Annotated in this window: 32 protein-coding genes; 14 read left to right on the forward strand and 18 right to left on the reverse strand. The window is 37.3% G+C overall.

Features of this window, described 5'->3' with window-relative positions; genetic code table 11:
* Positions 1-309: 309 nt before the first annotated feature.
* Positions 310-735, forward strand: a complete 426-nt coding sequence (locus M3210_RS14430; RefSeq protein WP_251515778.1) for a globin domain-containing protein — start codon at positions 310-312, stop codon at positions 733-735.
* A gap of 126 nt (positions 736-861) precedes the next feature.
* Here the strand turns inward: M3210_RS14430 and M3210_RS14435 are convergent, their stop codons facing one another.
* Positions 862-1,548, reverse strand: coding sequence for an amino acid ABC transporter permease (locus M3210_RS14435; RefSeq protein ID WP_251515779.1), 687 nt, complete (start codon positions 1,546-1,548; stop codon positions 862-864).
* 56 nt (positions 1,549-1,604) lie between these two features.
* Entirely contained in the window at positions 1,605-2,474 is an 870-nt protein-coding gene (locus tag M3210_RS14440; protein WP_251515780.1) for a transporter substrate-binding domain-containing protein, read from the reverse strand.
* Positions 2,475-2,681: 207 nt separating this feature from the next.
* Between M3210_RS14440 and M3210_RS14445 the strand changes: the two genes are divergently transcribed.
* The 9 genes from M3210_RS14445 (at position 2,682) to M3210_RS14485 (ending at position 7,122) form a co-directional block, all read left to right on the forward strand.
* Positions 2,682-2,990: a hypothetical protein gene (locus tag M3210_RS14445; protein ID WP_251515781.1), complete on the forward strand. Its 309-nt coding sequence runs from the start codon at positions 2,682-2,684 to the stop codon at positions 2,988-2,990.
* Positions 2,991-3,111: 121 nt separating this feature from the next.
* The gene (locus M3210_RS14450) at positions 3,112-3,408 is read left to right on the forward strand and encodes a hypothetical protein (RefSeq protein ID WP_251515782.1); all 297 of its coding nucleotides are present in this window, start codon (positions 3,112-3,114) and stop codon (positions 3,406-3,408) included.
* Between the two features lie 206 nt (positions 3,409-3,614).
* Positions 3,615-4,106 carry an RNA polymerase sigma factor gene (locus M3210_RS14455; protein ID WP_251515783.1) on the forward strand — a complete coding sequence of 164 codons (492 nt, stop codon included), beginning with the start codon at positions 3,615-3,617 and terminating at the stop codon, positions 4,104-4,106.
* A gap of 4 nt (positions 4,107-4,110) precedes the next feature.
* Positions 4,111-4,596 (forward strand): hypothetical protein, encoded by a 486-nt coding sequence (locus tag M3210_RS14460; protein WP_251515784.1) that lies wholly within the window; start codon positions 4,111-4,113, stop codon positions 4,594-4,596.
* Between the two features lie 15 nt (positions 4,597-4,611).
* On the forward strand, positions 4,612-5,268 hold the full coding sequence (locus M3210_RS14465; RefSeq protein ID WP_251515785.1) for a YesK family protein: 657 nt from the start codon (positions 4,612-4,614) through the stop codon (positions 5,266-5,268).
* A 53-nt stretch (positions 5,269-5,321) separates the two neighbouring features.
* Positions 5,322-5,774: a hypothetical protein gene (locus M3210_RS14470; protein ID WP_251515786.1), complete on the forward strand. Its 453-nt coding sequence runs from the start codon at positions 5,322-5,324 to the stop codon at positions 5,772-5,774.
* Positions 5,775-5,851: 77 nt separating this feature from the next.
* The gene (locus M3210_RS14475) at positions 5,852-6,157 is read left to right on the forward strand and encodes a hypothetical protein (RefSeq protein WP_251515787.1); all 306 of its coding nucleotides are present in this window, start codon (positions 5,852-5,854) and stop codon (positions 6,155-6,157) included.
* 69 nt (positions 6,158-6,226) lie between these two features.
* On the forward strand, positions 6,227-6,430 hold the full coding sequence (locus M3210_RS14480; protein WP_251515788.1) for a hypothetical protein: 204 nt from the start codon (positions 6,227-6,229) through the stop codon (positions 6,428-6,430).
* 65 nt (positions 6,431-6,495) lie between these two features.
* Positions 6,496-7,122: a Type 1 glutamine amidotransferase-like domain-containing protein gene (locus M3210_RS14485; protein WP_251515789.1), complete on the forward strand. Its 627-nt coding sequence runs from the start codon at positions 6,496-6,498 to the stop codon at positions 7,120-7,122.
* Positions 7,123-7,194: 72 nt separating this feature from the next.
* Here M3210_RS14485 and M3210_RS14490 read toward each other — a convergent pair whose 3' ends face one another.
* The 13 genes from M3210_RS14490 to M3210_RS14550 form a co-directional block, all read right to left on the reverse strand.
* Positions 7,195-7,509, reverse strand: coding sequence for a YolD-like family protein (locus tag M3210_RS14490; protein ID WP_251515792.1), 315 nt, complete (start codon positions 7,507-7,509; stop codon positions 7,195-7,197).
* A 185-nt stretch (positions 7,510-7,694) separates the two neighbouring features.
* On the reverse strand, positions 7,695-8,846 hold the full coding sequence (locus tag M3210_RS14495) for a DUF4367 domain-containing protein (RefSeq protein WP_251515793.1): 1,152 nt from the start codon (positions 8,844-8,846) through the stop codon (positions 7,695-7,697).
* Positions 8,830-9,360: an RNA polymerase sigma factor gene (locus M3210_RS14500; RefSeq protein ID WP_251515795.1), complete on the reverse strand. Its 531-nt coding sequence runs from the start codon at positions 9,358-9,360 to the stop codon at positions 8,830-8,832. The genes M3210_RS14495 and M3210_RS14500 overlap by 17 nt, the downstream gene beginning before the upstream one ends.
* Before the next feature lie 346 nt (positions 9,361-9,706).
* The gene (locus M3210_RS14505) at positions 9,707-10,018 is read right to left on the reverse strand and encodes a hypothetical protein (protein WP_251515797.1); all 312 of its coding nucleotides are present in this window, start codon (positions 10,016-10,018) and stop codon (positions 9,707-9,709) included.
* A 120-nt stretch (positions 10,019-10,138) separates the two neighbouring features.
* Positions 10,139-10,570: an NUDIX hydrolase gene (locus M3210_RS14510; protein WP_251515799.1), complete on the reverse strand. Its 432-nt coding sequence runs from the start codon at positions 10,568-10,570 to the stop codon at positions 10,139-10,141.
* Positions 10,571-11,007: 437 nt separating this feature from the next.
* Entirely contained in the window at positions 11,008-11,451 is a 444-nt protein-coding gene (locus M3210_RS14515; RefSeq protein WP_251515801.1) for a GNAT family N-acetyltransferase, read from the reverse strand.
* 137 nt (positions 11,452-11,588) lie between these two features.
* Entirely contained in the window at positions 11,589-11,975 is a 387-nt protein-coding gene (locus M3210_RS14520) for a hypothetical protein (protein ID WP_251515803.1), read from the reverse strand.
* Entirely contained in the window at positions 11,972-12,184 is a 213-nt protein-coding gene (locus tag M3210_RS14525) for a helix-turn-helix transcriptional regulator (protein WP_251515805.1), read from the reverse strand. The genes M3210_RS14520 and M3210_RS14525 overlap by 4 nt, the downstream gene beginning before the upstream one ends.
* 801 nt (positions 12,185-12,985) lie before the next feature.
* On the reverse strand, positions 12,986-13,870 hold the full coding sequence (locus M3210_RS14530) for an RpnC/YadD family protein (RefSeq protein WP_251515863.1): 885 nt from the start codon (positions 13,868-13,870) through the stop codon (positions 12,986-12,988).
* Positions 13,871-13,983: 113 nt separating this feature from the next.
* A complete protein-coding gene (locus M3210_RS14535) occupies positions 13,984-15,276 on the reverse strand; it encodes a replicative DNA helicase (RefSeq protein ID WP_251515807.1) in 1,293 nt (430 codons plus the stop codon).
* 1 nt (position 15,277) lies between these two features.
* A complete protein-coding gene (locus M3210_RS14540; protein ID WP_251515809.1) occupies positions 15,278-15,604 on the reverse strand; it encodes a replicative helicase loader/inhibitor in 327 nt (108 codons plus the stop codon).
* Positions 15,601-16,380, reverse strand: coding sequence for a DnaD domain-containing protein (locus M3210_RS14545; protein WP_251515811.1), 780 nt, complete (start codon positions 16,378-16,380; stop codon positions 15,601-15,603). Before M3210_RS14545 ends, M3210_RS14540 begins: the two co-directional genes overlap by 4 nt.
* Before the next feature lie 104 nt (positions 16,381-16,484).
* Positions 16,485-16,655: a helix-turn-helix domain-containing protein gene (locus M3210_RS14550; RefSeq protein ID WP_251515813.1), complete on the reverse strand. Its 171-nt coding sequence runs from the start codon at positions 16,653-16,655 to the stop codon at positions 16,485-16,487.
* Positions 16,656-16,930: 275 nt separating this feature from the next.
* Between M3210_RS14550 and M3210_RS20620 the strand changes: the two genes are divergently transcribed.
* From M3210_RS20620 to M3210_RS14570, 4 genes are read left to right on the forward strand one after another with little or no spacing between them, the layout of a single operon-like run.
* Positions 16,931-18,232: a toprim domain-containing protein gene (locus tag M3210_RS20620; protein ID WP_251515815.1), complete on the forward strand. Its 1,302-nt coding sequence runs from the start codon at positions 16,931-16,933 to the stop codon at positions 18,230-18,232.
* Complete coding sequence (locus M3210_RS14560) at positions 18,208-19,641, forward strand: hypothetical protein (protein WP_251515817.1); 1,434 nt, start codon at positions 18,208-18,210, stop codon at positions 19,639-19,641. Before M3210_RS20620 ends, M3210_RS14560 begins: the two co-directional genes overlap by 25 nt.
* Complete coding sequence (locus tag M3210_RS14565; RefSeq protein WP_251515819.1) at positions 19,628-20,320, forward strand: hypothetical protein; 693 nt, start codon at positions 19,628-19,630, stop codon at positions 20,318-20,320. The genes M3210_RS14560 and M3210_RS14565 overlap by 14 nt, the downstream gene beginning before the upstream one ends.
* Entirely contained in the window at positions 20,317-23,520 is a 3,204-nt protein-coding gene (locus M3210_RS14570) for an SMC family protein (protein WP_251515826.1), read from the forward strand. Before M3210_RS14565 ends, M3210_RS14570 begins: the two co-directional genes overlap by 4 nt.
* Positions 23,521-24,045: 525 nt before the next feature.
* Here M3210_RS14570 and M3210_RS20755 read toward each other — a convergent pair.
* The 3 genes from M3210_RS20755 to M3210_RS14580 form a co-directional block, all read right to left on the reverse strand.
* The gene (locus M3210_RS20755) at positions 24,046-24,483 is read right to left on the reverse strand and encodes a type II toxin-antitoxin system SpoIISA family toxin (protein WP_379595495.1); all 438 of its coding nucleotides are present in this window, start codon (positions 24,481-24,483) and stop codon (positions 24,046-24,048) included.
* 382 nt (positions 24,484-24,865) lie between these two features.
* A complete protein-coding gene (locus M3210_RS14575) occupies positions 24,866-25,309 on the reverse strand; it encodes a hypothetical protein (protein WP_251515828.1) in 444 nt (147 codons plus the stop codon).
* Entirely contained in the window at positions 25,306-25,611 is a 306-nt protein-coding gene (locus tag M3210_RS14580; RefSeq protein WP_251515831.1) for a PadR family transcriptional regulator, read from the reverse strand. The genes M3210_RS14575 and M3210_RS14580 overlap by 4 nt, the downstream gene beginning before the upstream one ends.
* Positions 25,612-25,776: the final 165 nt, after the last annotated feature.

Raw genomic sequence — 25,776 nt, forward strand, 5'->3', positions numbered from 1 at the left:
ACCAAATACTCCAAGGCCTTCCAATTAAAGAATTAAGGAGGGTTATTTGGCATGTGCAAAATAAGTATATCATAATTATTTTAAGTTTTTTAGAGAAAAATATTGACAACTATTAGCTGGTTTAGTTCAATAAGAAAGAACCACCCAAGCAGCTCAACAATCTTCAAGTAATACACCAAATTGCTTAAGTATATCCCTTATTTATTAAATATGACTTGGGTAATTTGTTCTACTAATTACTTCATATAATCTTAATGTTTTGAATTAATAAATTCGGGTACCGTGAAAAGTAAAGGAGGGTGAATTGTTTTGTCCGAGAAGTCATTATACGAGCGTTTAGGTGGAATCTATAATATTGCTGCTGTCGTTGATCATTTCGCTAAAGCACTAGCAGAAGACCCCGTTGCAGGAAAAAACTCTTCTAATCCCTTTCTCAAAGATTGGTATGCAAATAGAAGCTGGAGGGAAGCAGGTTTTGTAGTTTTGACAACTTTATGGGTTAGCGAAAAGGCTGGTGGTCCTTATAAGTACGTCAGCACTATCCCTAATAATGACAGTCTGGACCTGGAACCCACTCATTACGATATGAAGTTAACTGAGGAAGAATTTGATGCAGCAGGTAAAGTGTTGGCAAACACACTCGATCATTTCGATGTGCCAGTGAAAGAAAAAAATGAAGTTCTTGATGCCTTTATGGCTCACAAGGACGAGGTCATCAGTGGAACAATCAAATAATAAAATAGTCATTAATTATTACAAATAGAGGCTGTTTTCAGAAAAAAATTAATGGTCTCTATTTTTTGTTTTACAAAACAAAAAAGTCCACACACCATGATTTCATCAGGTATGTGGAACATATTATTAAAGGTATTGACTATACTTATCCTCCAAACGATCTTGCATATAAGCAATTGCACCACAGATCGGCCAGTAAATAAGAGCGATTAAAATATACATCGTCATTGAATCAAACGTCCTGCCAGCTACAATTTGCGCTTTTTGAAATAGCTCCGGCACGGTTATCATCGCTGCGAGTGACGTGCTCTTTACAATGCTTAATAATACGTTTGAAAGTGGTGGGATCGCAATTCTTACCGCTTGTGGAAGAATAATTTTTCTCATCGTTAACCAGTACGGGAGATTAAGTGCTTTTGCGGACTCCCACTGTCCAATGTCCACACTATTTAAGGCAGAGCGATTAATTTCAGCGATGTAGGCAGCGCTATTTAAACCAAAAGCTAGCGCTGCTGCAGTGAAAGCAGTCAATTCTATACCAATGACCGGCAAACCAAAGTAAAGGAGAAATAGGAAAACGATCATTGGTACACCCCGCATAAACGAGATATACGTTCTAGCAGGAAATCTTAATATAAACAATTTCGAACCTCTTGCAAGCGCAAGGAAAAAACCTAGAATGAGACCCAATAGCATTCCTATCAACGTTAGAATAAGGGTCATCGGTACTCCCTGCAAGAGAAAAGGAAGACTTTCAAGCGCTAATTGAAAATCAAATAAATTATTCAATTGAACATAGTCGATTTCGAACATAGATAACCCCTCTTACTTCTCCCAGTTATGTTCTTTTAGGTATTCGGTATTCTTATCTACTTCGCTATTCCTTCTATCTCAATAACATCTCCCTCAGGTTCGACTGTAACATCTTGTCCATCGAAAAATTCCTCTGAAATTTCTCTTAATGTACCATCCTCCAGCATCTCTGCAACAATGGCATCTACTTCTTCACGTAACTTTTCTGCTTCTTTAGGCATCACAATGCTTGTTGTTGAAGTATGGAACTTTAAATCTGGATGTATTTCAATATTAAATTCCGGAAACGCTTGAATTGCGAGACTCTGTAAGTAATAATCGTTAATTACGACATCCGTTCTTCCGTTATGTACATCTCGTAAATAAGCATCGTTCGTTGCATTACCATACGTTTTTACTTCCGCACCAAACTTTTCAGCGATTTCGCTATAAACAGTTGTTGCCGCTCCTCCAGCGAGTTTACCCTCTAAATCTTCCAGTTTTTCAATCCCTGAATGGTCATCTTTACGAACAATCATCGTTGCGAAAGAATATTTGATAGGTTGTGTGTAAGCAAATTGCTCTTTTCTTTCGCCACGTAGTCCCATGGAGGTCATATCGACTCGACCAGAGTTTATAGCTGATAGTATGGCATCATAGGCCATAATTTCAAACTCAACATCTACCCCTAACCGATTAGCAATTTCTCTCTGAACTTCCACTTCAAAACCTGTTAGTTCATCCGATCCTTCTGGATAGTAAGAAGTAGGATATAGTGTACCTGATGTTCCAACGGTAATAACCCCTTCTTCTTTAATCTCTTCCCAAACTTCATCGGTTACCTCGTCTGTAGTTGTACTATCTTCCGTGGTATCCTCACTATCTCCACAAGCTACAAGTACCAGTACTAAAGCAAATAAAACAGCATATATGGATGATTTTCTCATCTTCCCTCTCCCCCTGTTATATTATTTTGACAACTTATAGTGTAACACGCTGGATTCGATATAACAATATTATTGTATCTGTACTTCATCAGTCGTTCATTTATCTTATAACACCAGTTTCGTAGTGGAGTTTGACTTAGGAAGAAAGTCGAATCACTTAATGAAACTTTTCGATGGCATATCCGTACTGTTACAAGGAGGGTTGATATGAAAATTTTATTTTCTGTTTTTATTTTCGGATTAATCGTCTTTCTGAATCTCGGCCTCTTTTTACCTTCCCTCTTAGCGGTAAACGAAGAGGACATAGGTAGAAACATCAACCATTTAAAGAAGTATAAATGGTTTCAAGACTTGTTAAACAATCAAGAACATAAACAGCTAATTATTCATGACAAAGATGTACGTAGAGTTATTGGAACGTTCGATAGCAAAAAGATGGATAAGAACTTTTTCCAAGATCGGTACCGAAAGAAGATACAAAACATTATACAACAAAAATCAAATTCACTTGTGTAGTACGGGGTCTTTACTTGAAGATTGTTGAACTGCATAGTCGGCTCTTTTTCTTATTCAACTCCCTCTGATAGACTCCATTTAAATATATAAATTAAGGAATTTGCTTAGAGGATGTGATTAAATGCAGGATATATTGCAAGATTTTTTGAAAGTGGAGATTTCTGATCAAGTCTATTATGACGGACTAATTCGCTTTATCTATTCTGGAAATATCAGATGCGGAGAATATGAATGTAATCAATATGTTGTTAAAAAAATGGACTTCTTAAACTTTATCATTTTTGCAGAATATGTGATTGATGAAAAAAGAGAAATTCACCATTCATTTTCCATATCCAAAGGTAAGCTACTTAAAGCGATGAATAACTATGCAAAGAAACAAGGTTTTATAATAAGAAGTTTTGACTGGGCTAATTAGTGAAGTACTAATTTCTTTGTTCCATTAACAGGTGCGTTAATTCAAGAAGGATTAACCACCTTTTTTGTTGTACTTGTAATAAATGGCAGTGAATTAGCCATTGTAGATCAATAGAATTGTAAAATACATAAAAAAGAAAATAAAGGCAACTTTACCCGCCTCCAATTCGTCTCATTTGCAGGGAAATGATTTAGGGAGATTAAAACATGGATAAAAAGAACCCACTCGTTCTCATTGATGCTATATATCATGAGCATTATGTGTATCTCAGAAACTTATTAATAGGATTGACCAAAGATGATGATGTCGCTGACGATATTATCCAGGAGTTGTTTGCCAAAATTCTAGTCTCTCCTTCTAGTGTTACGAAAGTGAACTATATGAGGAGTTGGCTAATTAGAGGAGCGAAAAATACACTGCTCGACTATTACAAAAAGAAGAAGCCAGAGTTGCTTCAAAATGAGAACATTATCGAGTCGTTACTGGTTGATAACTATACACCAGAAATAAGTACCACAATCAATCATGAATTGATGACCGTATTAGGTAAACTGTCCACGACTGACAAAGCAATCATTATTGCGAAAGAGTATTATGGCTATGACTACCAGGAGATCAGTGAGCTTTTAAACATTCCCGTATCGACCATAAAATCGAAAGTGTTTCGAATGAGAAAACGGATGATTAAAGAGAGGTGAGGTTATGGATAGCTTTAAAAAAATACATCTCTTATCTCAGGAGTTGATTCCCTTAATCAATGACCTGGAGGAGGAGCCGAAACAGATAATTCTAGAACACATCAAAGATTGTGGGGATTGCAGAAAATTACATGAGAGCGCCGTAGAGTTCGACGAAAGCATGCCAAAGCAAGACTTTTCGGAGGATGTGGAATTAAAACCATTAAAGAAACTCGTGCAGTTTAATACTGGACTAAAGTTGCTACTTGTTACGGTGAGAGCGCTCATTTTGTTTTATATTTTCTACTCCAGCTTCTCATTTTATGGTGAATCTGCCCCACTGTTGATGGGACAATTTTACTCAGGGATCATTTTATTTTACGTACCGGCTGCGATCTTTTTACTGGTATTCACGTTTACGTTCTTCAATAAAAAATGGTTCTGGACCTCACTAGTTGCTGATTTAGTGATCATTTTTCTCTTAGACAATATCGTGGAGTTATTTTTATAAATTGGGGGTTTGAACATGGCATACCTAATTATGTTAGGTGGATTATTTTTAGGGTTGATCTTTTTTACGTTTGTTTTTATTGTGTCAAAAAGGAACGGCAACTATTATTTGGCACCAATGGTCACCTTTCTTTTTTCTTTATTAATTGTTGTTTACAGTATATTCTTCGTTGGAGGGTTTGAAGGGATGGGTTATTTATTTATCGCTGGTGGTTTTTTAACCATTAGTGTTATCGGTACCCTTCTATTACCCATCATCACCCGGAGAATAAAATCACAGCAACTCCATAAAGGTGATAAAATCAGCCTTGTTGTTTTACCTATTCTATTTTTTGCAATCATTGGATTAACCATCTATTCAGATGATGGTTATTGGATTATTGCACAAGCAAGCGCTGCCCCTATAGAAACGGAAGGTTACCGAATCTCCACTATTTCGGAAGGTAAGAAAGAAATAACTATACTGCTAGGCGAGGAATATCTAGGAAAAGAGATACAAGTTGAAGATGTGAGTAAATGGGGTTCTACAGAAATCACGCTCAAGCTTATAGGTGAAGGCGTAGATGGCAAGGTTCCTTTCATCCAAATAGGGATAGATGAAATAAAAGAACCGTTGAAAGTGCAAACAACGGATGGTGTGGTTTTTGAAGAAATAGGTAGTTCGGGAAATTAATTTTTGACCGTGATTCCAAGGTTACTATTTGCTTATAAGGTAGGTGCCTTACATTGAACAAATCGTCTAAAACAGGAAAAACATTGGCTTTAATAGGTGGCGGAATTATTTTATTTGGTACTGTATTAATGATAAATGATGACGGTGGAACCTTAACTTCTCTCGCTATTCCTTTCATATTTATAGGTTTATTAGTAATCATGGCATCCATCTTATTTATAGGAAACTTGAGTAACAAAGCGTTTCATATAAATAACTTTATCTTTTTATTTATGTTATTGGCGTTTAACGCAATTGCTTTATTTGGGGCCTTATTCAGCAACACGGCAGGGTCCGAAACGTACTTTGCAACTGGGCTTTCGTATGTCATATGGGGTGTCTTTTATTTCCTTCAATTTGTCCGGCCCAATAAGATTTGGCGGATTACTTGGTTTCTTATGATGGTAGTATTTTTATTCTTTTGGCAGACAGGTCTTGGTTATCTGATCGGTCAAATGATATTTTAACTAACAGGAGCGTTATCCAAGAAGGGTTAACGCTCTTTTTGTCGAATATATTAAAGGGCTGAAGGAGTGGAGATGTAATGAAAAATAAACTTTATCATCTTTTTGCGCATGTTGTTAATATAATCCTTTTGGGAGCTGTCGGGTTTCTCGGACTTGCCCTGTTCGTAAATATTAGTGAGCCAGATCCAAGTGTACCCTCCCCTAGTCCTATAGATATGGGAATTTGGATTTTACTTTTATCCATGTGGGGGTTTAGTTACTGGTACCAATTCAAGAACAGACAATGGACGGTGCTGTTATTTGCTAACCTGCTGTTCATTGTTGCTGTTACTATCGTCATACTTGTGTTGATGCCATTGCTTTATGATCTTTGTTACTTTTAAAAAATGAAACGACGTTGAATTATTGTCTTTATTCTTTACTAATGTATCTTAGCGATGGAGTTGATTTTTTTGAGTAATGAAGCCCCCTCAAAATTAGATAAATGGAGAGAAAAATACGCCGCTTTAGTTGTGGCATTAGCTTGTTTATATGGCGTAATAGATAGTTGGGGTAGTAACTGGATTCTTACTGGTATTTTAAGTTTAGGTGTATTAATTTGTGGAACGATAGGTGTTTTTGATATAAAGCGAGCTATTTATAATAGGAAAAAATGATGTTGCTTTCTGATTCTTATTGAGTTAGCGAATGCATTCATTAAAGAAGGAAAATGAGGGATAACATGAAATTTTATCTGTCGTCTTATAAAATCGGATATGAAGAACAAAGATTAATTGACATGACGAAAACCGGTAATAAAAAAGTTGCATATATCAATAATGCACTGGACTTTGCAACTGATTTAGAAAGAAAAAGTAAAAGTGATGCATCGGACATTTCGGATCTGCTCAGACTAGGTTTTATAGTGGATATTTTAGATTTAAAAAAGTATTTCCATAACCCAGAAGGACTAGAAGAAAAACTTAATGAGTATGATGTCATCTGGATAAGGGGCGGCAACACTTTCGTTCTTGCTCAGGCTATGAAATTAAGCGGGTTCGATGAAATTCTTAAAAAGTATTATAGAGACAACAAAGACATCGTATACGGAGGGTACAGTGCGGGCGTTTGTATTCTTGGACCAACGCTAAAAGGGATTGATTTTGCAGATGACCCTAATCAGAAGCCGTATGGAGAAGAGTTTCAAGCTATTTGGGACGGACTACATATTTTAGATTATGCAGTTGCTCCCCATTATAAATCAGACCATCCAGAGTCTCGAGATATAGACAATTATATTGAATATCTGATTAATAATAAAATACCTTTTAAAGCATTAAGGGATGGAGAAGTAATTATCATTGAATGATGGTACAGAGTTACTCAAAAACGCTCAGAAAGATCTGAGCGTTTCACATGTTGTTGAACCATTCTTCTGTTCTTAATCTATCCACACGCCGGTAATAGCGTCCAATGGAAGCTCCATATCTTCTATCTTAATATAATTAAGCAAGGGATTGACACCTAATAACTTTCCTTTTATCTTGTGGTAATCGTGGTCTTTAAAATATTCAATCTCAATCGTCAAGTCATCCTTAAGAGCAAACTGCAGCTTTAAATTCATTTCCGTTATTAATTGTTCATCAAGCATCGGCTTCTCTTTCCATTCCTTTTGACTCCACATTTCCTTCAACATATTTGCATGCTCCGGCAGCATCATTGATGTCCATTTGATTGTACCTCTATCGTTAATCATCCTATATCCACCTTTCAACATATTGTATTTTTTATTATATAAGAACATACGTTTGTGTTCAATGGTAATTTGTTGAAAGTATGGTTTCTTAATTAAACTATCGTACACGTTCACGCAAGAAGCGACAAGCATTTATTAACTCGTTTCAATTCAGAAAAATTTTACCCTTCTTATCCACTAGGGGATTATTCATTTCTAAATTCAATCAATTCCTTTAATCTTTCTTCGTAGCTTTTATCTACCATATTGGAAATTAAAGCATCCACATCGTTGGAATTGAATTCAGGCAATCGCTCATTAACTTCAATTAAAGTTTTTCTAGCTGCTTCATCATGAACAAAGGTGTCAACAATATGAACAGAAGCACCAGATAATATATATTCTTGTACTTCTTTTGGAAGTTTTTCTAAATCAGCTTGAATCTCACCGACGAAATAATGCTCATATTCAGATGGTGTTTTGAATTCTGTTCCGCTAACTTCCTCGAGATTCTTTGTAATTTCTTCGATTTCCCTTGATAATTCTTCAGATGCATCTTCAACCGAGGTTTCTCCAACTTCAATTGTTGTACCTAACTTTGTTAAATCCATCGAGTTCGCGATTTTCAATATTTCTTCCTTTTCAATCCCACGCGTAGATATCGTGATGATTTGGTTTTCACCAAAGATATGAAGGTTGCTAAAGTGAGCAACATCCTCTGCCTCTAACCGGAGAATAGAAGGATGCCCAGCTAATTCAAATTCTTCAAATGATCCGTCTGTGTAGTCAAATTTAAATTGCCACATATCTTCTACACTTCCTTCTCCTAGATAAACGCTAAGAGATTGATCTTCAGGAAGATGGTAATCAGCATATGCATATGCTGATTCAGATACTTCTACTACGTGTTTTGGTTCAGCAGGCTCTTGTCCTGGGACATAAGTTGGAAGAATCAAGTTTATAATATCTATGAGAGGTTCAACACTCTCCGTCCTCTCACCATATTTACTTTCTCTTATAGTCTCTTGTTGCTCCGATTCATCCGCTTCATCAGCTTCATCTAATATAAAAAAGTTTTCTGTTTGGTTGTCCTGTGGTTTTGTTGATGATCCTTCGTTAAGACTGAGAATATCGGTTGCAAACAATTGATAACCAATGAATAGAAGGACTACAAACACACCAAAGCTAGATACATATTTAAGTCTGACAAAATATTTTGCAGGCTGCTTCATGTCGTCTATGTTCAATAGCAGATTGCTCCGAGTCTGTTTTTTTTGTTTTCTAGTCATTATGATATCCCTATCCAGTTGTTGTAAATAGTCATCATAGACAGGCCGATTACTATATTGTTTTTTCATTTAGAAACCCCTCCTTAGTAAGTTGTTTTTCTAAAGCGGGAATGGCCCGATGAAGAGTAGATTTAACCTTGCTTTCTGACCAATTCAAGATTTCACTTGTTTCTTTAATGCTGAAACCATTTAACTTTCTTAAAACAATCACTTCACGATAAGGTTGTTTGATGTTGCCCAACGCTCTATATAGCTCTTTTGAAGTTTCCCTAACCTCAACAATATCTGCTGGTAGTGGGTTGGTGTCTTCTTTGGTTCCAAATATATCCTTAAAGACACTTATCGGTTTTCGCTTTCTCATATAGTCGATGGTTATATTGCGAGCGATACTAAAAAGCCAAGTTTTCGGTTTTGCCCGTTCTTCAAATGAATGATACTTTTTATAAGCATTTAGCAATGTATCCTGAGTTAAGTCTTCCGCTAGTTGATAATCACGGACCATCATGAATATGTAACTGAATATCGAATCACTGTAGCGATCGTACCATTCAGTAATTCCCCTTGTGATGTTGTCTTCTGCCAAAACAACTCTCCCCCTAGATTTTCTCATCGTTACTAAGACGTAATTGGAATTTAAAAGTTGCAAATTTCGTTATTTAATTCTGAATAAAAAAGAGTCGTCCCTTTTGACAACTCTTTAATGAACAAAGCATATTATTGAACAATCCCTCTTTACATTTGAATTCAAAATAAGAAATATAGAACAAAAAACACTAAAAGTGTCCAAGCATAAGAAATATGTATAGATTTTTGGCTTTGTTGGGAAGTTCTTTGTTTTTTGTATTCGAACGAAAAGATAAACAGGAAAATTAAAAATAAGAAATAAACAAGAAACACATAAATTGTGAATCGCCATTGTTCCACCCATGTCATGATAGGCCGATCGTTCCACCCAATATAAATACAATTACTGATAAAACACCTATAATTACATTGATTTTTGGCATCCTTGACCATATCGGATTATTAAGTAGACTTTTATCTTTTTTAGCCTCAAATAAGAAGATAAAATAAATAAAAGTTACAATCAATGCAACAATGAAAAAAGTACCGAATGAAGGTATTACCGTAGTCCATTCTCCGGTTGTTAATTGAACGGTCCTGTCTTGACTTGTAAATTCTAACAACCACATAGATGTTACCATTAATAAAATCATTAGTATTTGGTATAAAGTCCACATCACCTTTATCCCCCTATGTATCTACCGTATAAACAAATAAGTATAAGGTGACCCCCGCTTTGATCACCTTCATTAATTTTTGCACCGTTATAAAAGAATGAACCCGAAAGAGAACTGGTTTTATGCAAAGGAGTTTTCATCAGAAAGAATTGTATCTTTGATATAGTTCACATGCTCTATCATGTGGCCGATGTTACCCTCTCCAGCGTATAAAGACATATCAAAAAAGTTTTGATCTAAATCAGACCAATACAGAATATTTTCATCACCAGAAACTGATATTGCTCTCTTTAATCTACCAACATAAACCTCAACATAACAATCTTGAAGATGATAGGTAAAATCCATTAAATGATGTAATTTTATATCTTCTTTTGAAATACTTGTTTCTTCAAGAAGCTCTCTGTAGGCGGCCTCAATACCTGCCTCTCCAACTTCAATTTTGCCACCCACTAAATTACTTAATCCTTTATAAGGGTATTTTAATCTTTTACACATCAACAACTTATCCAGTTTATTGTTGTAAACCATTATCACATTATAACCTTGCATTCAATCACTCCCTTATTAAACTAACTCCCTCAATATTTCATTCACTTCTATCTCTATTCCATTTATAAGGTTTCTTTGTCCAATGATAAAAAAGAATAATCAGGACCATTAAAATAGATATCCCTATGTTATCAACCCAACGTACTTTCTGATAAAAAATCAACTGCCAAATAATTGCTACTACAAAATATATCAATGGAAGTCTAATACTCTTCCTAAACATACTACCACCCGTTTTCGTTTTTTAGGATATGTCACTTTAATAGAATCAACTGAAGTCTGCTTGTAAAATTTTCCTTTAAATGAAATACTAACATAATATTCCAATATTAAAACTCAAAATTTAATCAAAAAAAGGCGACCTTAATATGATCATCTTGTTAACGTTTGCATACGTAAGCTTAATATTTAATTATATTTTAAAATAATTTCAGGTTCTAATTTTCATGTTGGGTAAAACTTAATCGCATAAAAAGATAACCGTCTTCCATATCATCTGTCATTGTAAAACCTACGCTACTCCATAGTTTTTGTGCATTTATATTTTCTGGCTCCACTGGTAAAGAAATTTTACTTGCGTTGTAGTCTTTACGTAAATATTCAATGCAAAGCTTAGCTGCCGCTGTTCCGTAACCTCTTTTTTGAAAACGGCTGTCTATCATGAAATTTATTATTTGATGGTTCTCTTCGCCAATATACATTAAAACATAGCCGACCATCACATCATCCGCATAAATGGCAAAGGGGCGTGAATCATCATAAAAAACCCAAGCCTCTGCCAAAGACCACGCAACAGGATCTACGAAATCTGTATTGTCAACCGACACTTTCAAATTCAAACATTCTTCATAATTATCTTCGTTAATTGTTTTTAATGTCACCAAAGGAATTCTCCATTCTTAAACATCGCGTTTTTTAAACAATAAAATACATTTGCTCTTTATCGCATCAACTCCCAGCATTGCCCAATTCTTCGGAAATTTATTGATTCGTGATCGATAACTATAAAAATATAACCTTATTTTCGACTTACAACTACTGCACCAATTCCACTTATTATAAAATATACAAATATCATGATCCATAAATAATATACGGAAACTTGTTCCATTCCAACAAAGGTGACGATAGCTAACAATAGAAAAGCTACACCAATAAAGATATTAGAAGCATAGACATAATATCTGATCATATTATAACGTGTTCGCTCATCTATATCAGGAGTATTATCCTTTTTCATCCGATTTCTAATGAGATCAATAATAAAAAACAACAACACTCCAGAGAGAGAACCTAGTAATCCTGAAAGATTTAGTGTACCTGTAATAAGTTGTCCTAGTGTCATCCCAATCAAAGCACCGATTGCTCCAAACGTTAATATCCACTTACTAATTCTTTGCTTCATTTCTCTTCCTCCTCTTCCAAAATAAATATTTTTTCAATGGGCATCTCAAAATACTTTACAATTTTCAAAGCCAATTCAAGACTGGGGTTATACTTATTATTTTCAATCGCTGTCATCGTTTGTCTTGTTACTTGCAGATCTTCTGCCATTTGTAACTGTTTGATGCCCTTTTCTCTTCGTATTTTCCGTATATTATTTTTAACTGGCAATTCTTTCACCACCTGAATGTAAAGACCTCTTTACTTTTTTATAACATAACCCCCTAAGTATGTAAAGAGTTATTAACATTTTTATCGCATATAATCTATGTATCTTTCTTGTAGGCTTGCTATCTGTAAAGTTATTTCCGATGGTAAAAGCTAATACATACCATCATTTCCATAAAAATAGGAGTACAAAACGCGATGCGTTTTGTACTCCTTATCATGTGTTAGTTATTGTTCTCTCTCCCAGAACAGCACCCATTATTTAAATAGTATCTGATTTTTCAAGGCCAAAGATTCTATTTTTGATTCCTGGCATGTACAATATTTCTTTCCGTCGCAGTAAAACTTTTGATACGATTCTGATTTGATGTAATTCACTACTTCATCACATTTGTCACAGATCATAATAAGCATTTTCCGTCCCCCCTTGTTATTAAGGTACATCATATAAATACATAAATCAACCCCAACCCCTTGCAGGACAAGGGAATTCATACAGGGACAATAAATGTCCCTAAAGTATTCACACCCGTGAAATTAGTGTTTTATGAGGTTGTTCAGGTCGGAACTAACTTGAAATTTGAAAAGGATGAAATTAATTTTTATGGTCATTTACTTGAAATAGGAAGAGCATTGCTCAATCTCAGTGGGCAGAAAGCAAATCATGCTAATACCTGTGATAATTTTGCGCCAATTCGACAATATAAACAAAAACAGGGACTTCAATTCTTATGTGAATTGTGTCCCCAAAGAATATGTTCTTTAATGTTTTCTCCCCATCAAACGAACCCGTTACATTTTTATTCATATTTGTTTTTTCAATCTCTCAATCTCTTGCACCTCTAAATGTGTAACATCCGAGATAAACTCCACACTTAATCCTTTCTTCAACATCTCCGTCGCAACTTCTTTTTTTCCTATCTCTTTCCCAATTTCCTTGCCTAGCTCTTTCCCCTTCTCCTCATAAGATATTGGAATCTCCAAGATCTTCTCCGCTTCAGGTAAATTCCTTATCTCCTCCATTAACTTATCCTCCTCTTTTTTTGATAATTTTAGATACGTTTCAAAGAAGCCGTAAATCAATCGTTGTCTGGCTGGATCAAGTTCCATTCTTGTTATCATCCGTAAAAATTCTTTTTTAACTTCTATTTTCTCATCTTCATTATATCCCATCTTGCTTAAAAGCGCCGCAGCAGCCGGGTTGTCCGAACGAATATAATCGCGCCAATTCTTTTTCCGTAGGTGTAAGGTCAAATAATGAAATGTTAAAACATGAAAAAATGGAAATTCCATCGTGTATCTATTCTTTTCCCAATTTTCCTTGTAACTAAAAACGGCTATAGGTACAATAGGCTTTCTATATTTATTGTATAGCAAACTAAAATAGCGAAACATCCTTTCATGAAATTCTCTTTGCACATAACTCTGAGGCTCTATATGAACTATAATTACAACGTCTGTATTTCTTAACTTTGTCTCCACTACAATATCAAGACGACGGTTCTCACCTTGCAACACATCTGTATACACTTCCTCGGAGATCGGTTTTATAGCTTGGAAATCAAGATGTTCATATACGTCCGGGAAAAATGCTTCAATAAATTCCTTAAAAAAGGTGTTGATGAGTTCTTTGTACAGTTGATCGTGCTTCATGTAAATGCGGGGTACTTCTCTTACTACTAGAGGCATTGCCAACATATCACTTCCCTCAGAAATATTTTGGTGAGGTAACTGTATGTTATTCTGACCAAATAGTAGCACATACATTCTCCTCCTTCAACTAGTACAGAGCAATTATTGCGCTAAATACCTACCAGTTTTCCTTCTCTCTGTCTCAGTTCCCTCACCCTGCCATACTCCCGTAAAAACTCCATCTCCACTACTCCAGTCGGTCCGTTCCGATGTTTTGAAATGATCACCTCCAGCACATTCTTTTTTTTACTGTCCTTGTTGTAATAGTCATCTCTGTATAAGAGAGCGATGACATCTGCATCTTGCTCGATATTTCCTGATTCTCTTAAATCAGACATGAGCGGACGTTTATCTTGTCTCGTTTCCACACTTCGGGAGAGCTGTGACAGCAGGACAATCGGGATCTCCAACTCCATTGCGAGCAGTTTCAGTTCCCTCGTAATCTCTCCAATTTCTAAATCGCGGCGTTCTTTTCGAAGGGTGGTTGGTGTAATGAGCTGGAGATAATCGATGAGGACAAGCTGATTTTTATTTACTGCATCAAGCTGATGCTTTCGTATTTCCGCGCGGATTTGTGCTATCGTTCGTTTGGAATCGATGATCTCCAGCTGCCAGTTGGATAGTTCCCCAATTGCTCGCATTGCCTGTTGATAATCCTCGGGTGAAAACCGATTATGTATATCGCGCCATTTCCCTCCATTCACAAGCGCTTGCGCTGAAATCATCCGCTTCAAGAGTTGGCGTCTTCCCATTTCCAGACTAAACAGAAGTGCTGACCCTCCATGCATACAATGACCTGCTGCCAAGTTCAGGGCGAATGCCGTCTTCCCGACAGAGGGTCTTGCAGCGACGATAATCAAATCTCCCCGCTGCATTCCTCCGGTAAGTTCGTCTAATGAACGGATACCTGTCATATGACCCAATTTCTCGGAGTTTGGATTCATCAGTTCTTCACTGATTCCAATCAACTCCTCAAAGGTACTGTTTTCTGTTTCAGATGCTATGAGTGAGCTGACATCCTTTAAGTCATTGACTAAACGATCCAAGCCAGATAGAGACGGCTCGATTAAAAACTCTTGTACGGCCTGCTTTGCCTGATGCAATTGATACGATTCGATTAAGATCTGCTCATAATGTTTGAATGTCGCAGTACTCGGAATCGATTCAAGGAGTTGTGTCAGGTATTGAACGCCTCCAATTGCTTCGATTTTATCTCCTAACACCGCTGTAAGGATCACCATATCAATGACTTGTTTCTCTCGATAAGCTTCTTCCATCGCCTCGAAGATGAGTTTATGCTCCTGGTATCTGAAGTAATTGGAATCGATCTCCAATTCGTTGAACAGCTCGTTTTCAAGGAGTATCGAACCAAGCAAACTCGTTTCTGCATGGTACGTGTCCATCCTAGTCCCACCCTTTCTCCCGCAGTAACTGTTCCAGCTGCTCCTGGAACTCTAGTTTCATTTCCGGGGTAACCTTCATCGCTTCTTCCTTCCACCTTTCAATTTCCGCGAGTGGTGATTCTTCCTCCTCTTCATACGCGGCTATTTCACTGAGCTGTGGTGGATACGGGTGATGCATGACATGCTCACCCAAATTTTCCATCACTTTACGGAAATTCATTTTCTTTAAATTCGGTACTAAAATTTTTGCTTTACGCTCCGTCAGCTTGAACTTCGGATACATTTCCTCCATCGTATACAATACTTCCATTGCCTCATCAATCGTCATTTGAATTCCTCCCTCGCCCATTTCAGAAGTTCCCGCTGTTTATCAGTTTTGTTGATTCGTTGATCATGGACAGGCTTTATACTGTGTTTCTCTTCTTTCATTTTTTCATAGTTCCGCACTTCCTCGATCGTTTGCAGACCATTCGTCACCCATTCTTTTAAAATCGTTTCCACGTAGCTGAAGGTCTTGCCGCCTTTCTTCACTGCGAGCGTAACGCCCTCTTCGACCACTTCCAAACCAACGATCTGCACCCAACGGATGAACTCTTTTTTTATCAACGGCTTCAACTTGCCGAAATTTTGCTCATACATGTTAAAAAGAGATTGAAGCTGGCGCGCGTCTCCTCCTCTTCTCTTTTCTTTTTCTTTCTCTTTATAGATGGCCAAGTTTTGGGTCAAATTTTGAGTCAAGTTGGGGGTCAAGTTTTCAGTCTCTTTTTCCGAAGGTTGACCTAAAGCTTGACCATAAGCATAAATTTGCAGAGCCTCTTTCAGAGGAACCATTTCATAAATCGGACTTTGATTTCGGCTTCCTTGTTTTACCCGAATCATCCCACGCTTCTCCAATTTTTTCCTTGCATCATACATCCCCTGCTTTGATAACCCGGTCAATGACATCAACGTCGAGGAAGGGGTATCGATTTGATTCTTCTGTCCCATCCTGTTGCCGATATTCATTAACGTATGCCAAAGCACGATTTCTCCAGTAGACATTCTGTTCATCATCAACCAATCCATAAAAATATTTTTCTCCTTGTGAAAATTAAAGTTCGCCATCGCTTTTTAATCTCCTTTTCCAATATTTATCCAACTAATTTTTTCATGCCGAAAAGGCCAATGGCGGATCGAAAGTTTTCAGCTTCCGAATCAGCCATTCGCCATCAGTTCATTTCCTTACGCAGCCAATCTTCCAATACATCTTCCAGAAAAAAGATTCTCCCGCCAAGTCGGATATGTGGAATTTTATCTTCCCTCACCAATTCATAGATCGTATCTCTATGTAAGCCAAGAAATTCCGCCACATCATTTACGGATAAAGTACGTCTTTGCATCGCATCTCCCTCCCTTCACTTCTATAATCGAATGAAGTCTGAGTTTGGGGGCGCTTTTTGGTAAACTTTTTATTTTTTTTGGCTAGTAATCATTTATATTGGTTATATTTGTTTTTCGTATTCAAACGAAAAATTAATGCTTGAGGTTTACTGGATAGTAGATAGACCTTTAGTCCATGCGATTGTGATCTTCGCAATCATCGGCTCCAAAACAGTTACTAACCTATATCCTCTCTCTCATGTTACAATATTAGTAAAAAATGAGGGGATGCTCAGTGGAAGATAGCTTTATAGAATACCTAAATACATACATACTAAAAAAAGGCGAGACATTAGATTTGAACAATATGACAGAAGGAGACTTTATCGATATTCCAATCCTAAAGACAACAAAACGGACACTCCGAAAAGTTGGAATGATCACTACTGGCGCTGTTCATGCAGAGACAAAGGATACTGAAGTTAATTTCTTACTGAAAAATCTCAAACTAACCCCTAGGAAAAAACTCTCTTTAAATCATGATGATCCCAAAACTTTGACATGGCTGGAACAAGGATGGATCCTAAAAGAAATCCGCCTCAAACCGGATAGCAAAACGGTCGCAAGTCAATATTATCGAATGGGTCACCGTTTATTCAAATACCAGCTTCGCATGAAAGAACAGCAAGATGTACAATTAACAGAAGAATTGAATCAACTCAGAAACGGCATTCTTCACATCCATCTTCAAGCAGATCAACCGATGATCAAACAACGAATGCATCAACATATAAAAGAAAAATTTTTGGCTGTCTGTGAAGGGGTGGATCTGTTAAAGGAGTCCGCGTTCTTCCCCAAAAAATGGACACTTAATAAACGAATGAAATTCCTGCATTTCAGCTTAGCCTTTTTACGGCTCGGTTCTACCAGACAACAAATGGACTGGAAAGAAATCGGGGCTGCCTACTATCAAACGATTGGCGGGTCCAAAGCATTTGATCGGAATCAGGAGGAATTTCTTGAGCTACTGGAGGAATGGGGCGGCTACCCGGCCGTAGAATTTGGTTTAACAAGTTTTGGTCACATTACCCCTGTCTTTTTCTCTGGAGATGTAATTGGCCAGTACGCTACTTTCTCTCACGGGCCTGTACACGCGGTAACGAATATATCAATAGAATTAGATCAATACAAGACTAATGCAATGACTTTTTGGATTGTTGAAAACCGCGGAATCCTATCCCGTATCGCCTCACAGCCCGAATTTTTGGAAGATGAAAATGTTTTATTGTTGTGCTGTGATGGTCATATCCGCTCAGCACACCGTAACTTTATCGAACAAATTCTAAATAACAGTAATCTGAAACAAGCAATCATCTGGACGGATTATGATCAAGACGGCAAGATTATTGCTCATGAACTGTACAACATCTTAGTTAAACATATACACTCCATTAGATGGATCGGTCCAGATGGCAAGATTTTAAAAGATCAGGAGAAATACCTAGATGAAATGAATCAATTCTTGCAGAAGAAAAGTATGGAACAAGAAGAAATTTTAGGAGATGTAATTCTATGGAAAAGGTGGATAAACAACTAATCTCAATATTCAAGGAAAAAGATGACAGCCCTGCGTTACTGCAGACGATGAGGGATATTTCTACTTTGGCAAGCGTATTACGCGAACTCGGCTCGCAGGCTGTTTTCGACTCTCCAGTTGAAATCCTGCGTTTCCTAAGGATTCTACAGTTGCTTAATGAAGAAGCCCTCGGTTTAGATGACCGAATTGAAAATGCAGAACAGTTGTACTATCGCTATCAAAATCGCTATAAAGACCCGGACCCCCCCTCCAAAAAGAAAGTAGCCCAAATCGTTAATGTACTAGTCAACAATAACTGGCTATCTAAACAGCAGACACAAATTAAAATGCGGGATTTAGGGAAGCGGATGATGGACGTTCTGCTCCGGCTTGCGAATGATTCACTAGCTTATCATTTTGAGGATGATATTGGACGTTCCCTTTTCCAGGCTAGACGTGATGCAGAATTAAGTGAGGCTTATGATGATCATGGCATTTCAGGCGGAAATAAAATTGCCAGCTTAATCCGTAATGTTGAAAATGCTATCGCGATTTTAAAAGAACGGGAATTGGAAATGCTGGCGGACCGCAATGCGCTTCCGCAATTACAAAAAATCCATTACTTAATGGAAGAATTACAGGAAAAGCTTGAGGAAAGAATTCAAATGTTTAAAACCATCGATGAAAGTCTAATCCTGACAAATTTAATGCAAAGGGGAACGGCGACTTTATCAGAGGGAACGAACTTAAGTCTCGGAATGATCAATAAGTATATGAAATTCACCAACATGCAGACAACACCTATCTCCACGACAATCAAACCGGAACTCATTCGTCGTTTCATCCTTTCCATGTTCGATCCGCCGCTTGACTCTGATATTCCAAACGTCCATCAAATGTTCAGTTTTATGGAGCAGAATCAATATGAAGATGAGGCACTGGATGGGTTATGGATTCCGATTAAATTTGCTTCCCCCATCCCGGGTGAGGCCATCGACGAAGCCATTGATTATCTGGAGAACTATGAACCGATTGTCGACCCGATAGTAGATGATGATGACGAAATCGAATATGTAACGGAAGAAGCTACGAGAGATGAGATGGAAGAACTGTTTGGTGATACGAACTGGCTCTTGACGAAATCACTCATTCAAACCGAAGAAATCGAAGAATATATCGAACAGGTCCAGCAAGCATCCATGGAAGAAGTGGTCATTGAAGCCACTTCTGATAAATGGGCAGATGCAGTCAACGCCCTTACTGCGGTTGCCGCCCTCGTTGGCAATAAAAAAATTCACATCCACCCTCCCGAATATACAGACATAAAGCAAAAATTCAACAAGAACTGGGATTGGATGGATCCTAAAGACGGCGAACATATCATCTCCAAACAAAAAGGAAAGCAAGGTGATCCACATGGAAAAGAATGAAACAATGGAATCCGAACACGCTTCACAAAATTTTCAGCCATTAAATGCACTTAGTACGTTAAAAGGGGTCTTGACAGAAACGGAAGAATTGGCATTTATGAATATCCTATTTTCCTCCTCCGCCACCATCCGGTCGGCAAATTTCGGACTAACCCGTAAAGAAGTGGAAAAACTGCTCCACATTCAGCAGGATGATGAGGTATTCTTTTCCTTCTTGACCCGGGTGAACCAGGCAGTAAGCCGGTATTTTCAGCTGATTTTTGATGAGCGGCGCGATCAAGTCATTGTGATGATGCGCGTCCCTGCCCGTTCAGCACGGAACACGTTATCCAAAGAAAGTCTCGCTATTTTGTTATTTATGTTTTATCAGCAAGAGGTACTGCAGCATGAATTCAGTCTGTTTGAACAGCTGCTTGAAGCATTTGGACACGAAACGAAAAAAGCGAACCAGAAGATTTCCATCGCAATGGACACTTTAAAAAAAATTGGTGCAATTGAGGAGTATGATTCCAATTCATATGAAAAAGCCTACCAATTAACAGCAATCGGCGTACATATGTTTTCTGATTCATTTTTGCGCCGTACGGCAGAATTTAGTCAATCGAACCAGTTGAATAAAGAAGAAGTACTGAAGTTCTTCAAACGTTATAACATCTATCAGAAAGGAGAAGAAGAATGATTCCATATCGTTTACAATTTTCCGGAATCCGTGACTTTCTGCCGTCATCTCTCGATTTAGGCGGGGATGGACATGTGATGATAACCGGTCCAAACGGATCTGGTAAATCTACACTCACCTTCTGTATGGGAGCAGCCCTATACTCATCGAAAGTGGACATCGAAGGGTTGAAATCCAGGAATCTGCCTCCTGACCAAGTATGGAAAGCACATGTCTCCGTTTTATTCAGAAACGAGGGCTCGATGAAAATCGATGAACCTGCTTTTATTCAGTTTACGATTTATATTGTACAAGAACCTGGTCAGCCGATTAAAAGGGAATTTATTGTCCAAAAAGGTGACCATGCTGATGAGTGGGAAAGTACGACTAAATATACTTCTGGGGATCGGTACCATAACTTTTCGGCCTATAAAAAAGATCTCCAGTTCCGCTACAAAATTCACCCGGATCTGTTCTATCTCATCTGGTATCAGCAAGAAGTGAACCAGTTTGCCGTCATGAATTCCGAGGAACGGTTTCGGATCTTCAGTGAAATGCATGGTATTGATCATATGCAAAGAAACTGGGAAGAAAGCATTGAAAAAGTAAAAGAAGCCGAAGAAACGATGCGCCAGGCAGAACAAAACATGTTGTTTCATAAGCAAAATTTAAGCATTTTAAAGACGGCTTTGGATCGTTTCATAGATAACCAGAGGAGACTGCGTTCTGGAGCCCAACAATCGTTGGAAGCCTTGCTTTCTTTAGAGTTGCATTATAACAACGAAATAAAGATGCTTAAACGATCGCTGGAAGATTTAAACGGAGAGCTGGAAGAGACTAAAGAAAATTCAGGACTTATTTTCGCACAAAAAGAAGAAACCATCGAAAGACTGAAACAATTAGAGGCAGAAACCAATAAGTTAAATCAGATTATTGACGAAGTGTCCGAGAGACTAGAAGATAAAGAAAATGAAAATACAAAGATTGTGGCTGAAAAAGAGTCATTGGAGAAAGAACTCGAAGACTTGATGGCTAGGAAAAAAAGAATTGAACGAACGGAAGAACAAGCAAATCTTGAGTTTACCAGGCTGACAGACGAACTCACAAAGATTTCTGAGGAACAAAGCCTGCTCGAAAAGGAAATCGATGATAAAGAACAGAATCGTATCGTACTCATTAATGAAAAGGCCAAATTAGAGGCTCAAATCGTTCAAGATGACATTCAGGAAAAAGATCATTTGGAACGCCTCACTCGATTCGGCAGCAGTTTTAGTGTTGAGGAAAACATTAGCAGGCTAAACCAGACTATCCAGGAAAATAAGGATCTGCTCCACGAGACAAAACGGGAAATTGATTCTTTAAAGGACGAACGGATGGCACTGCAGGAGGACCGGAACGTTTCCGACCGCCAGAAGCAATCACTAGATTATTTCCGGGAACGTGGAATAGCGGCCTTTCCATTAAGGGAGCTTATTGAATTAGATGAATCTGCCAAAGTGAATGATGAAAACTTGTTCAATTCCATCAAATATACAGTATTTTTTAATGGTAAAACCGCATCTCCCCCAAATGATTTGTATCATGTTCCATTAATGGAAATTATCCCGGACCGTTGGCGAGATCATCTTCCGGAGATTCATTTGAAAGTAAAAAACAATATAGCCGAGAATAAATATAATCACGCAGTTAAAGCACTCTTCTGGATAGGACAATTTTTTAAAGATAATGAGCCTAGGATCGGCAATGAGATATTGATCGATTCACGAGGCATTCGTGGACCGCAGGAAAAGCAAGCGTATATTTTAAGTCAAAAAGCGATTCAAATCCGACTTCAAGAAATTTCACATCAAATTCATAGCCTGGAGGATAAAGCAGATTCCCTTCAAAAAGTTATTGAGGAAGATACGGAAGACTTCCAGTATTTAAATAGTGAGATTCAGAAAGTTAAAGAGGCAGAAGCTTTTATGACCAACCGGCATGAGCGGGAGCAGTGGAGAGAAAAGTTTACATCTTACTTAGAAAAAGAACAGACTTTAAATTGGACAATCAATGAACTCAGAACTAAGTCAACCGGCCTGATGCAAACGAGTGCAGAATTGACTGAACAACTAAAAATCGTTCAAAAAGAACTTGATTTTTATAAAGAACTTGGAGCAAGTAAAGAAAAATATGAAAAGCTGCAGTACGTAGTAAAGCTTGAAAAAGAGACTGTGCAAGAGATTAAATCTTTGAATTTAAAATTAGACCGCCTAGATTCTGATCTGGAAAAATTAAGCAAATCAATTTCAAGAACAAAACGAAAGATAGATGATAAACAACAAGAATTGGAAGACATCGGGCGCGAGGAAAGAGATTTAAATAATCAGATCCAAAGATATTCAAACCGTTTAGCAATCAACGAAAATGAACTGATTCAAGTGATTCAGGAGCTGCAAGATATGCAAAACCTTGTTCCAGAGTTATACAAGGAATATACAGCTCAGTTCACTAGAGACCAACCTACATCTGAAGAAGCATTAAAAAACCAACTACAAAACGGCAAGGTTATGTTCAATGGTGCCCGGAGTGAGGATGGTATAGACCCTGCAGCAAAGGAAAACTATGATACAGCGAAATCGGAATATGAACGCTTGGACCATGAATTTAAACAATCAAAAGTCCTTTTGGAAGCTGATAAAGAAAGAACAGACAAACTGAAATTCGCTTTGGAAACAACGATTAATATGCGCGTCTTGGAAATTCAGAAACGATTCACCGTCTATATGGGTGAATTTCAATTTGAAGGGGACATCGGCTGGGATTCCCAGGAAGATAAGCAAGGACGGACACATTTCCACTTGTATATTAGAGCTAGAAAAGAAGGACACCGTGGACCAATGGAGGACGTTAGTGTAAAAGCACGTGGCGGTAAAGTCGGAAAAGGAGTATCGGGCGGGGAAGAATCGTTAAGCTCACTTTTATTCGCATTAGCTCTGCTTCAAAACATTGAGACTGCACCAGGTTTTATCGTCCTTGATGAATTTGACAGCGCTCTTGACGAACATCGAAAATCAAAGGTATTCGATTTATACGTAAACCAGCTGCAAAGAAAATTAATCATCTTAACACCAAAAACCCACGAAGAAGAATACATCAATCGTTTTCAAAAAGCTTTTATTGTACAACATGATCCGAGGGTACCAAGGAGTAAAGTAACGGGATTGAAAATGATAGTTGAATGATATAAAGTGTCTAATCACCGCCTGAATCTTACCACTTGTACTTGAAGACCGGGTGGTGATTGGACTTCAATCTTGAATAGCATGTACAGTAATAAAAACACTAATGTTAATTCCAAATATGTTTCATCTATCAATTTCTTCTTTTGGAGAAAAAAGGTGTAAACAAAAAACAACCCCGTATAGTGTTGCTTCCGGTAATTATATTCATTTAAAATCTTCTATACATAAAATCAAACCCGCTATAAAAATTTTCTTAAACCTACATTCCACCAATTAGTTCATATGCTAATAACGAGTACGATGACTTCACCCGTTTCAATTAATCATACGCCTTAAATTTTGAAAACGATTCTTCCTTTATTTTCTCTTGAATAATTGTTTTATAAACCAGAATGGTCCTTCTTTGTTCAGCCTTATGATTTCCATTAAATACTTGTTTTTTTTGATTTTATTTCAACCATGAGCGAATAGGTGATAAACAATAGATTGATTGCTTGAACATCCGTTTAGTTTACGTTTTTCTCCTCATTTAATGACATATTTTTTATCGTAAATATATAATGGATGTAAGAAAAAGTTTTCATTTGGATGGAAATAGGTTAAGTCCCTATTCAACCACCTTCTCATCTTGAACTTCTGACTAACACCCTTTTCTACTTCTTTCATTTCTTCGTCCGTACTGTATGGGATAATATCTATCATTAAATTCTCTAAAGAGGAATATTCCTGTAGCAGCTCTTCAAATTTTTGTATATACGATATCTCAACTTCAGTATATGATATAAACTTATGCTCGTGCAATACATCCGTTAAATTGTCTACTTTAGCCCTTGCTTGATTCAATAATTCTTGAGTTTCAGCTATGGCTTCTTCCGCCTCTGGATGTTCTTTTAACTCATTGCCCCCAAACTTGGTAATATACAGGTTCAGGAATATAAACGAATCAATCAGAAAGAACCCAATAAGTACTGTTCGTTAGTGTGGTGGGGAAATATTATTTGGAGGGATTGTATTGCAAAAGTATTTATTAAATGTAAATATGCAAAGTAACGGAGATTACGAAGTTCATACTTCTACATGTCGCTATTCTCCTTCTCAAAATTTTGATGATTTAGGTTACCATAACACTTGTAGTTCAGCTGTTCAGATAGCAAAAACAAGGCACCGTTATAAGAGGATTAATGGTTGCTATTTTTGTAGTAACGAATGTCATACTACTTAATGTGAAGTAACATATCCTAATCCCCACTACACAACACCAAATTAAATTTCTTATAATATAGACACAAAAAGCGGGTCCATCAGAGAAAAACTCTGATGGACCCGCTTTTTTAATGTGGAATGTTTAGTTTGCCAACACTAAAAAGGTGACAAAAAAGACTGCATACGACCCCATAAAACCGACTGCTGCTTTGGCCAATTTCGTTTTCATGGAGAAGGCTGGGACAATGCCAACTTTAAACATATTCGCGATTAATAGAACGATCGCCAATAGAAAAGATACCATGGAAATAATCAACGCAATCTGTTCCAATAAAATTACCTCCCTTAGTGAAATCAATTTGGAAATAATAAGGATATTGATGAAGCTGATTAAAACGACTACTTGACTCATCCGAAAACCACAGAATTTCCTTTCACTTAATTCGAGGTACCAAGCATCGATAATGCCTAAAAGTAAATCAACGATTATTTTGAATGACTTATCCGTTTGTTTCCATACTTCCATTAGCTCATTGCCGTATCGACTTCTCCAACTTTTGGGATAGAGGTAGATCAGCCACTTCATACGAGACCAAGCCTTTTCATACCAATGGTGGTGACTTTCTGAATTTCTTTCAGCTGCTCCGTCAGATATTGCTGCCCTTCCTCCGTGAGCTTATAAGGCTTCTTACGGTCTTCCGATTCAAGAACACGGATATAGCCTTCCTTCTCTAAACGTGCAATTGCTCCATATAATGTACCTGGGCCTAATTTTATATCGTAATTTTTTTCAATGTCCTCCATAATCGCATAGCCATGACGTTCTTTCTCCGCGAGACTGATTAAAATCAATAAGGAATTCTCCGAAAATCTGCTTTTCTTAACCATGTTTCCACTCCTTTCCACCAACTATTACGTTCAACGTTATATCGTATAACGTAATAGTAAAACAAATACGAAAAGATGTCAATAACAATCATAAGATTTTTCAAAAAATAGGCGAATAGCATATCAAAAGGAGTAACCTCAAGATCTCAGCCATTCGCCATTATT

The sequence above is a fragment of the Oceanobacillus luteolus genome (assembly GCF_023715655.1).
Lineage (GTDB): Bacteria > Bacillota > Bacilli > Bacillales > Amphibacillaceae > Oceanobacillus > Oceanobacillus luteolus.

Bases quoted from the DNA above. Each gene is read 5' to 3' on its own strand.
- M3210_RS14435 (WP_251515779.1), bottom strand. From the start codon at position 1,548: ATGTTCGAAATCGACTATGTTCAATTGAATAATTTATTTGATTTTCAA.
- M3210_RS14575 (WP_251515828.1), bottom strand. From the start codon at position 25,309: ATGAAGTGGCTGATCTACCTCTATCCCAAAAGTTGGAGAAGTCGATAC.
- M3210_RS14560 (WP_251515817.1), top strand. From the start codon at position 18,208: ATGGAAAAGGTGGATAAACAACTAATCTCAATATTCAAGGAAAAAGAT.
- M3210_RS14450 (WP_251515782.1), top strand. From the start codon at position 3,112: ATGCAGGATATATTGCAAGATTTTTTGAAAGTGGAGATTTCTGATCAA.
- M3210_RS14440 (WP_251515780.1), bottom strand. From the start codon at position 2,474: ATGAGAAAATCATCCATATATGCTGTTTTATTTGCTTTAGTACTGGTA.
- M3210_RS14475 (WP_251515787.1), top strand. From the start codon at position 5,852: ATGAAAAATAAACTTTATCATCTTTTTGCGCATGTTGTTAATATAATC.
- M3210_RS14550 (WP_251515813.1), bottom strand. From the start codon at position 16,655: ATGCAAAGACGTACTTTATCCGTAAATGATGTGGCGGAATTTCTTGGC.
- M3210_RS14580 (WP_251515831.1), bottom strand. From the start codon at position 25,611: ATGGTTAAGAAAAGCAGATTTTCGGAGAATTCCTTATTGATTTTAATC.
- M3210_RS14465 (WP_251515785.1), top strand. From the start codon at position 4,612: ATGGCATACCTAATTATGTTAGGTGGATTATTTTTAGGGTTGATCTTT.
- M3210_RS14530 (WP_251515863.1), bottom strand. From the start codon at position 13,870: ATGCCTCTAGTAGTAAGAGAAGTACCCCGCATTTACATGAAGCACGAT.
- M3210_RS14445 (WP_251515781.1), top strand. From the start codon at position 2,682: ATGAAAATTTTATTTTCTGTTTTTATTTTCGGATTAATCGTCTTTCTG.
- M3210_RS14505 (WP_251515797.1), bottom strand. From the start codon at position 10,018: ATGTGGACTTTATACCAAATACTAATGATTTTATTAATGGTAACATCT.
- M3210_RS14510 (WP_251515799.1), bottom strand. From the start codon at position 10,570: ATGCAAGGTTATAATGTGATAATGGTTTACAACAATAAACTGGATAAG.
- M3210_RS14455 (WP_251515783.1), top strand. From the start codon at position 3,615: ATGGATAAAAAGAACCCACTCGTTCTCATTGATGCTATATATCATGAG.
- M3210_RS14545 (WP_251515811.1), bottom strand. From the start codon at position 16,380: ATGGCGAACTTTAATTTTCACAAGGAGAAAAATATTTTTATGGATTGG.
- M3210_RS14535 (WP_251515807.1), bottom strand. From the start codon at position 15,276: ATGGACACGTACCATGCAGAAACGAGTTTGCTTGGTTCGATACTCCTT.
- M3210_RS14565 (WP_251515819.1), top strand. From the start codon at position 19,628: ATGGAAAAGAATGAAACAATGGAATCCGAACACGCTTCACAAAATTTT.
- M3210_RS14485 (WP_251515789.1), top strand. From the start codon at position 6,496: ATGAAATTTTATCTGTCGTCTTATAAAATCGGATATGAAGAACAAAGA.
- M3210_RS14540 (WP_251515809.1), bottom strand. From the start codon at position 15,604: ATGACGATTGATGAGGCAATGGAAGTATTGTATACGATGGAGGAAATG.
- M3210_RS14495 (WP_251515793.1), bottom strand. From the start codon at position 8,846: ATGAAAAAACAATATAGTAATCGGCCTGTCTATGATGACTATTTACAA.
- M3210_RS14520 (WP_251515803.1), bottom strand. From the start codon at position 11,975: ATGAAGCAAAGAATTAGTAAGTGGATATTAACGTTTGGAGCAATCGGT.
- M3210_RS14570 (WP_251515826.1), top strand. From the start codon at position 20,317: ATGATTCCATATCGTTTACAATTTTCCGGAATCCGTGACTTTCTGCCG.
- M3210_RS14460 (WP_251515784.1), top strand. From the start codon at position 4,111: ATGGATAGCTTTAAAAAAATACATCTCTTATCTCAGGAGTTGATTCCC.
- M3210_RS14490 (WP_251515792.1), bottom strand. From the start codon at position 7,509: ATGATTAACGATAGAGGTACAATCAAATGGACATCAATGATGCTGCCG.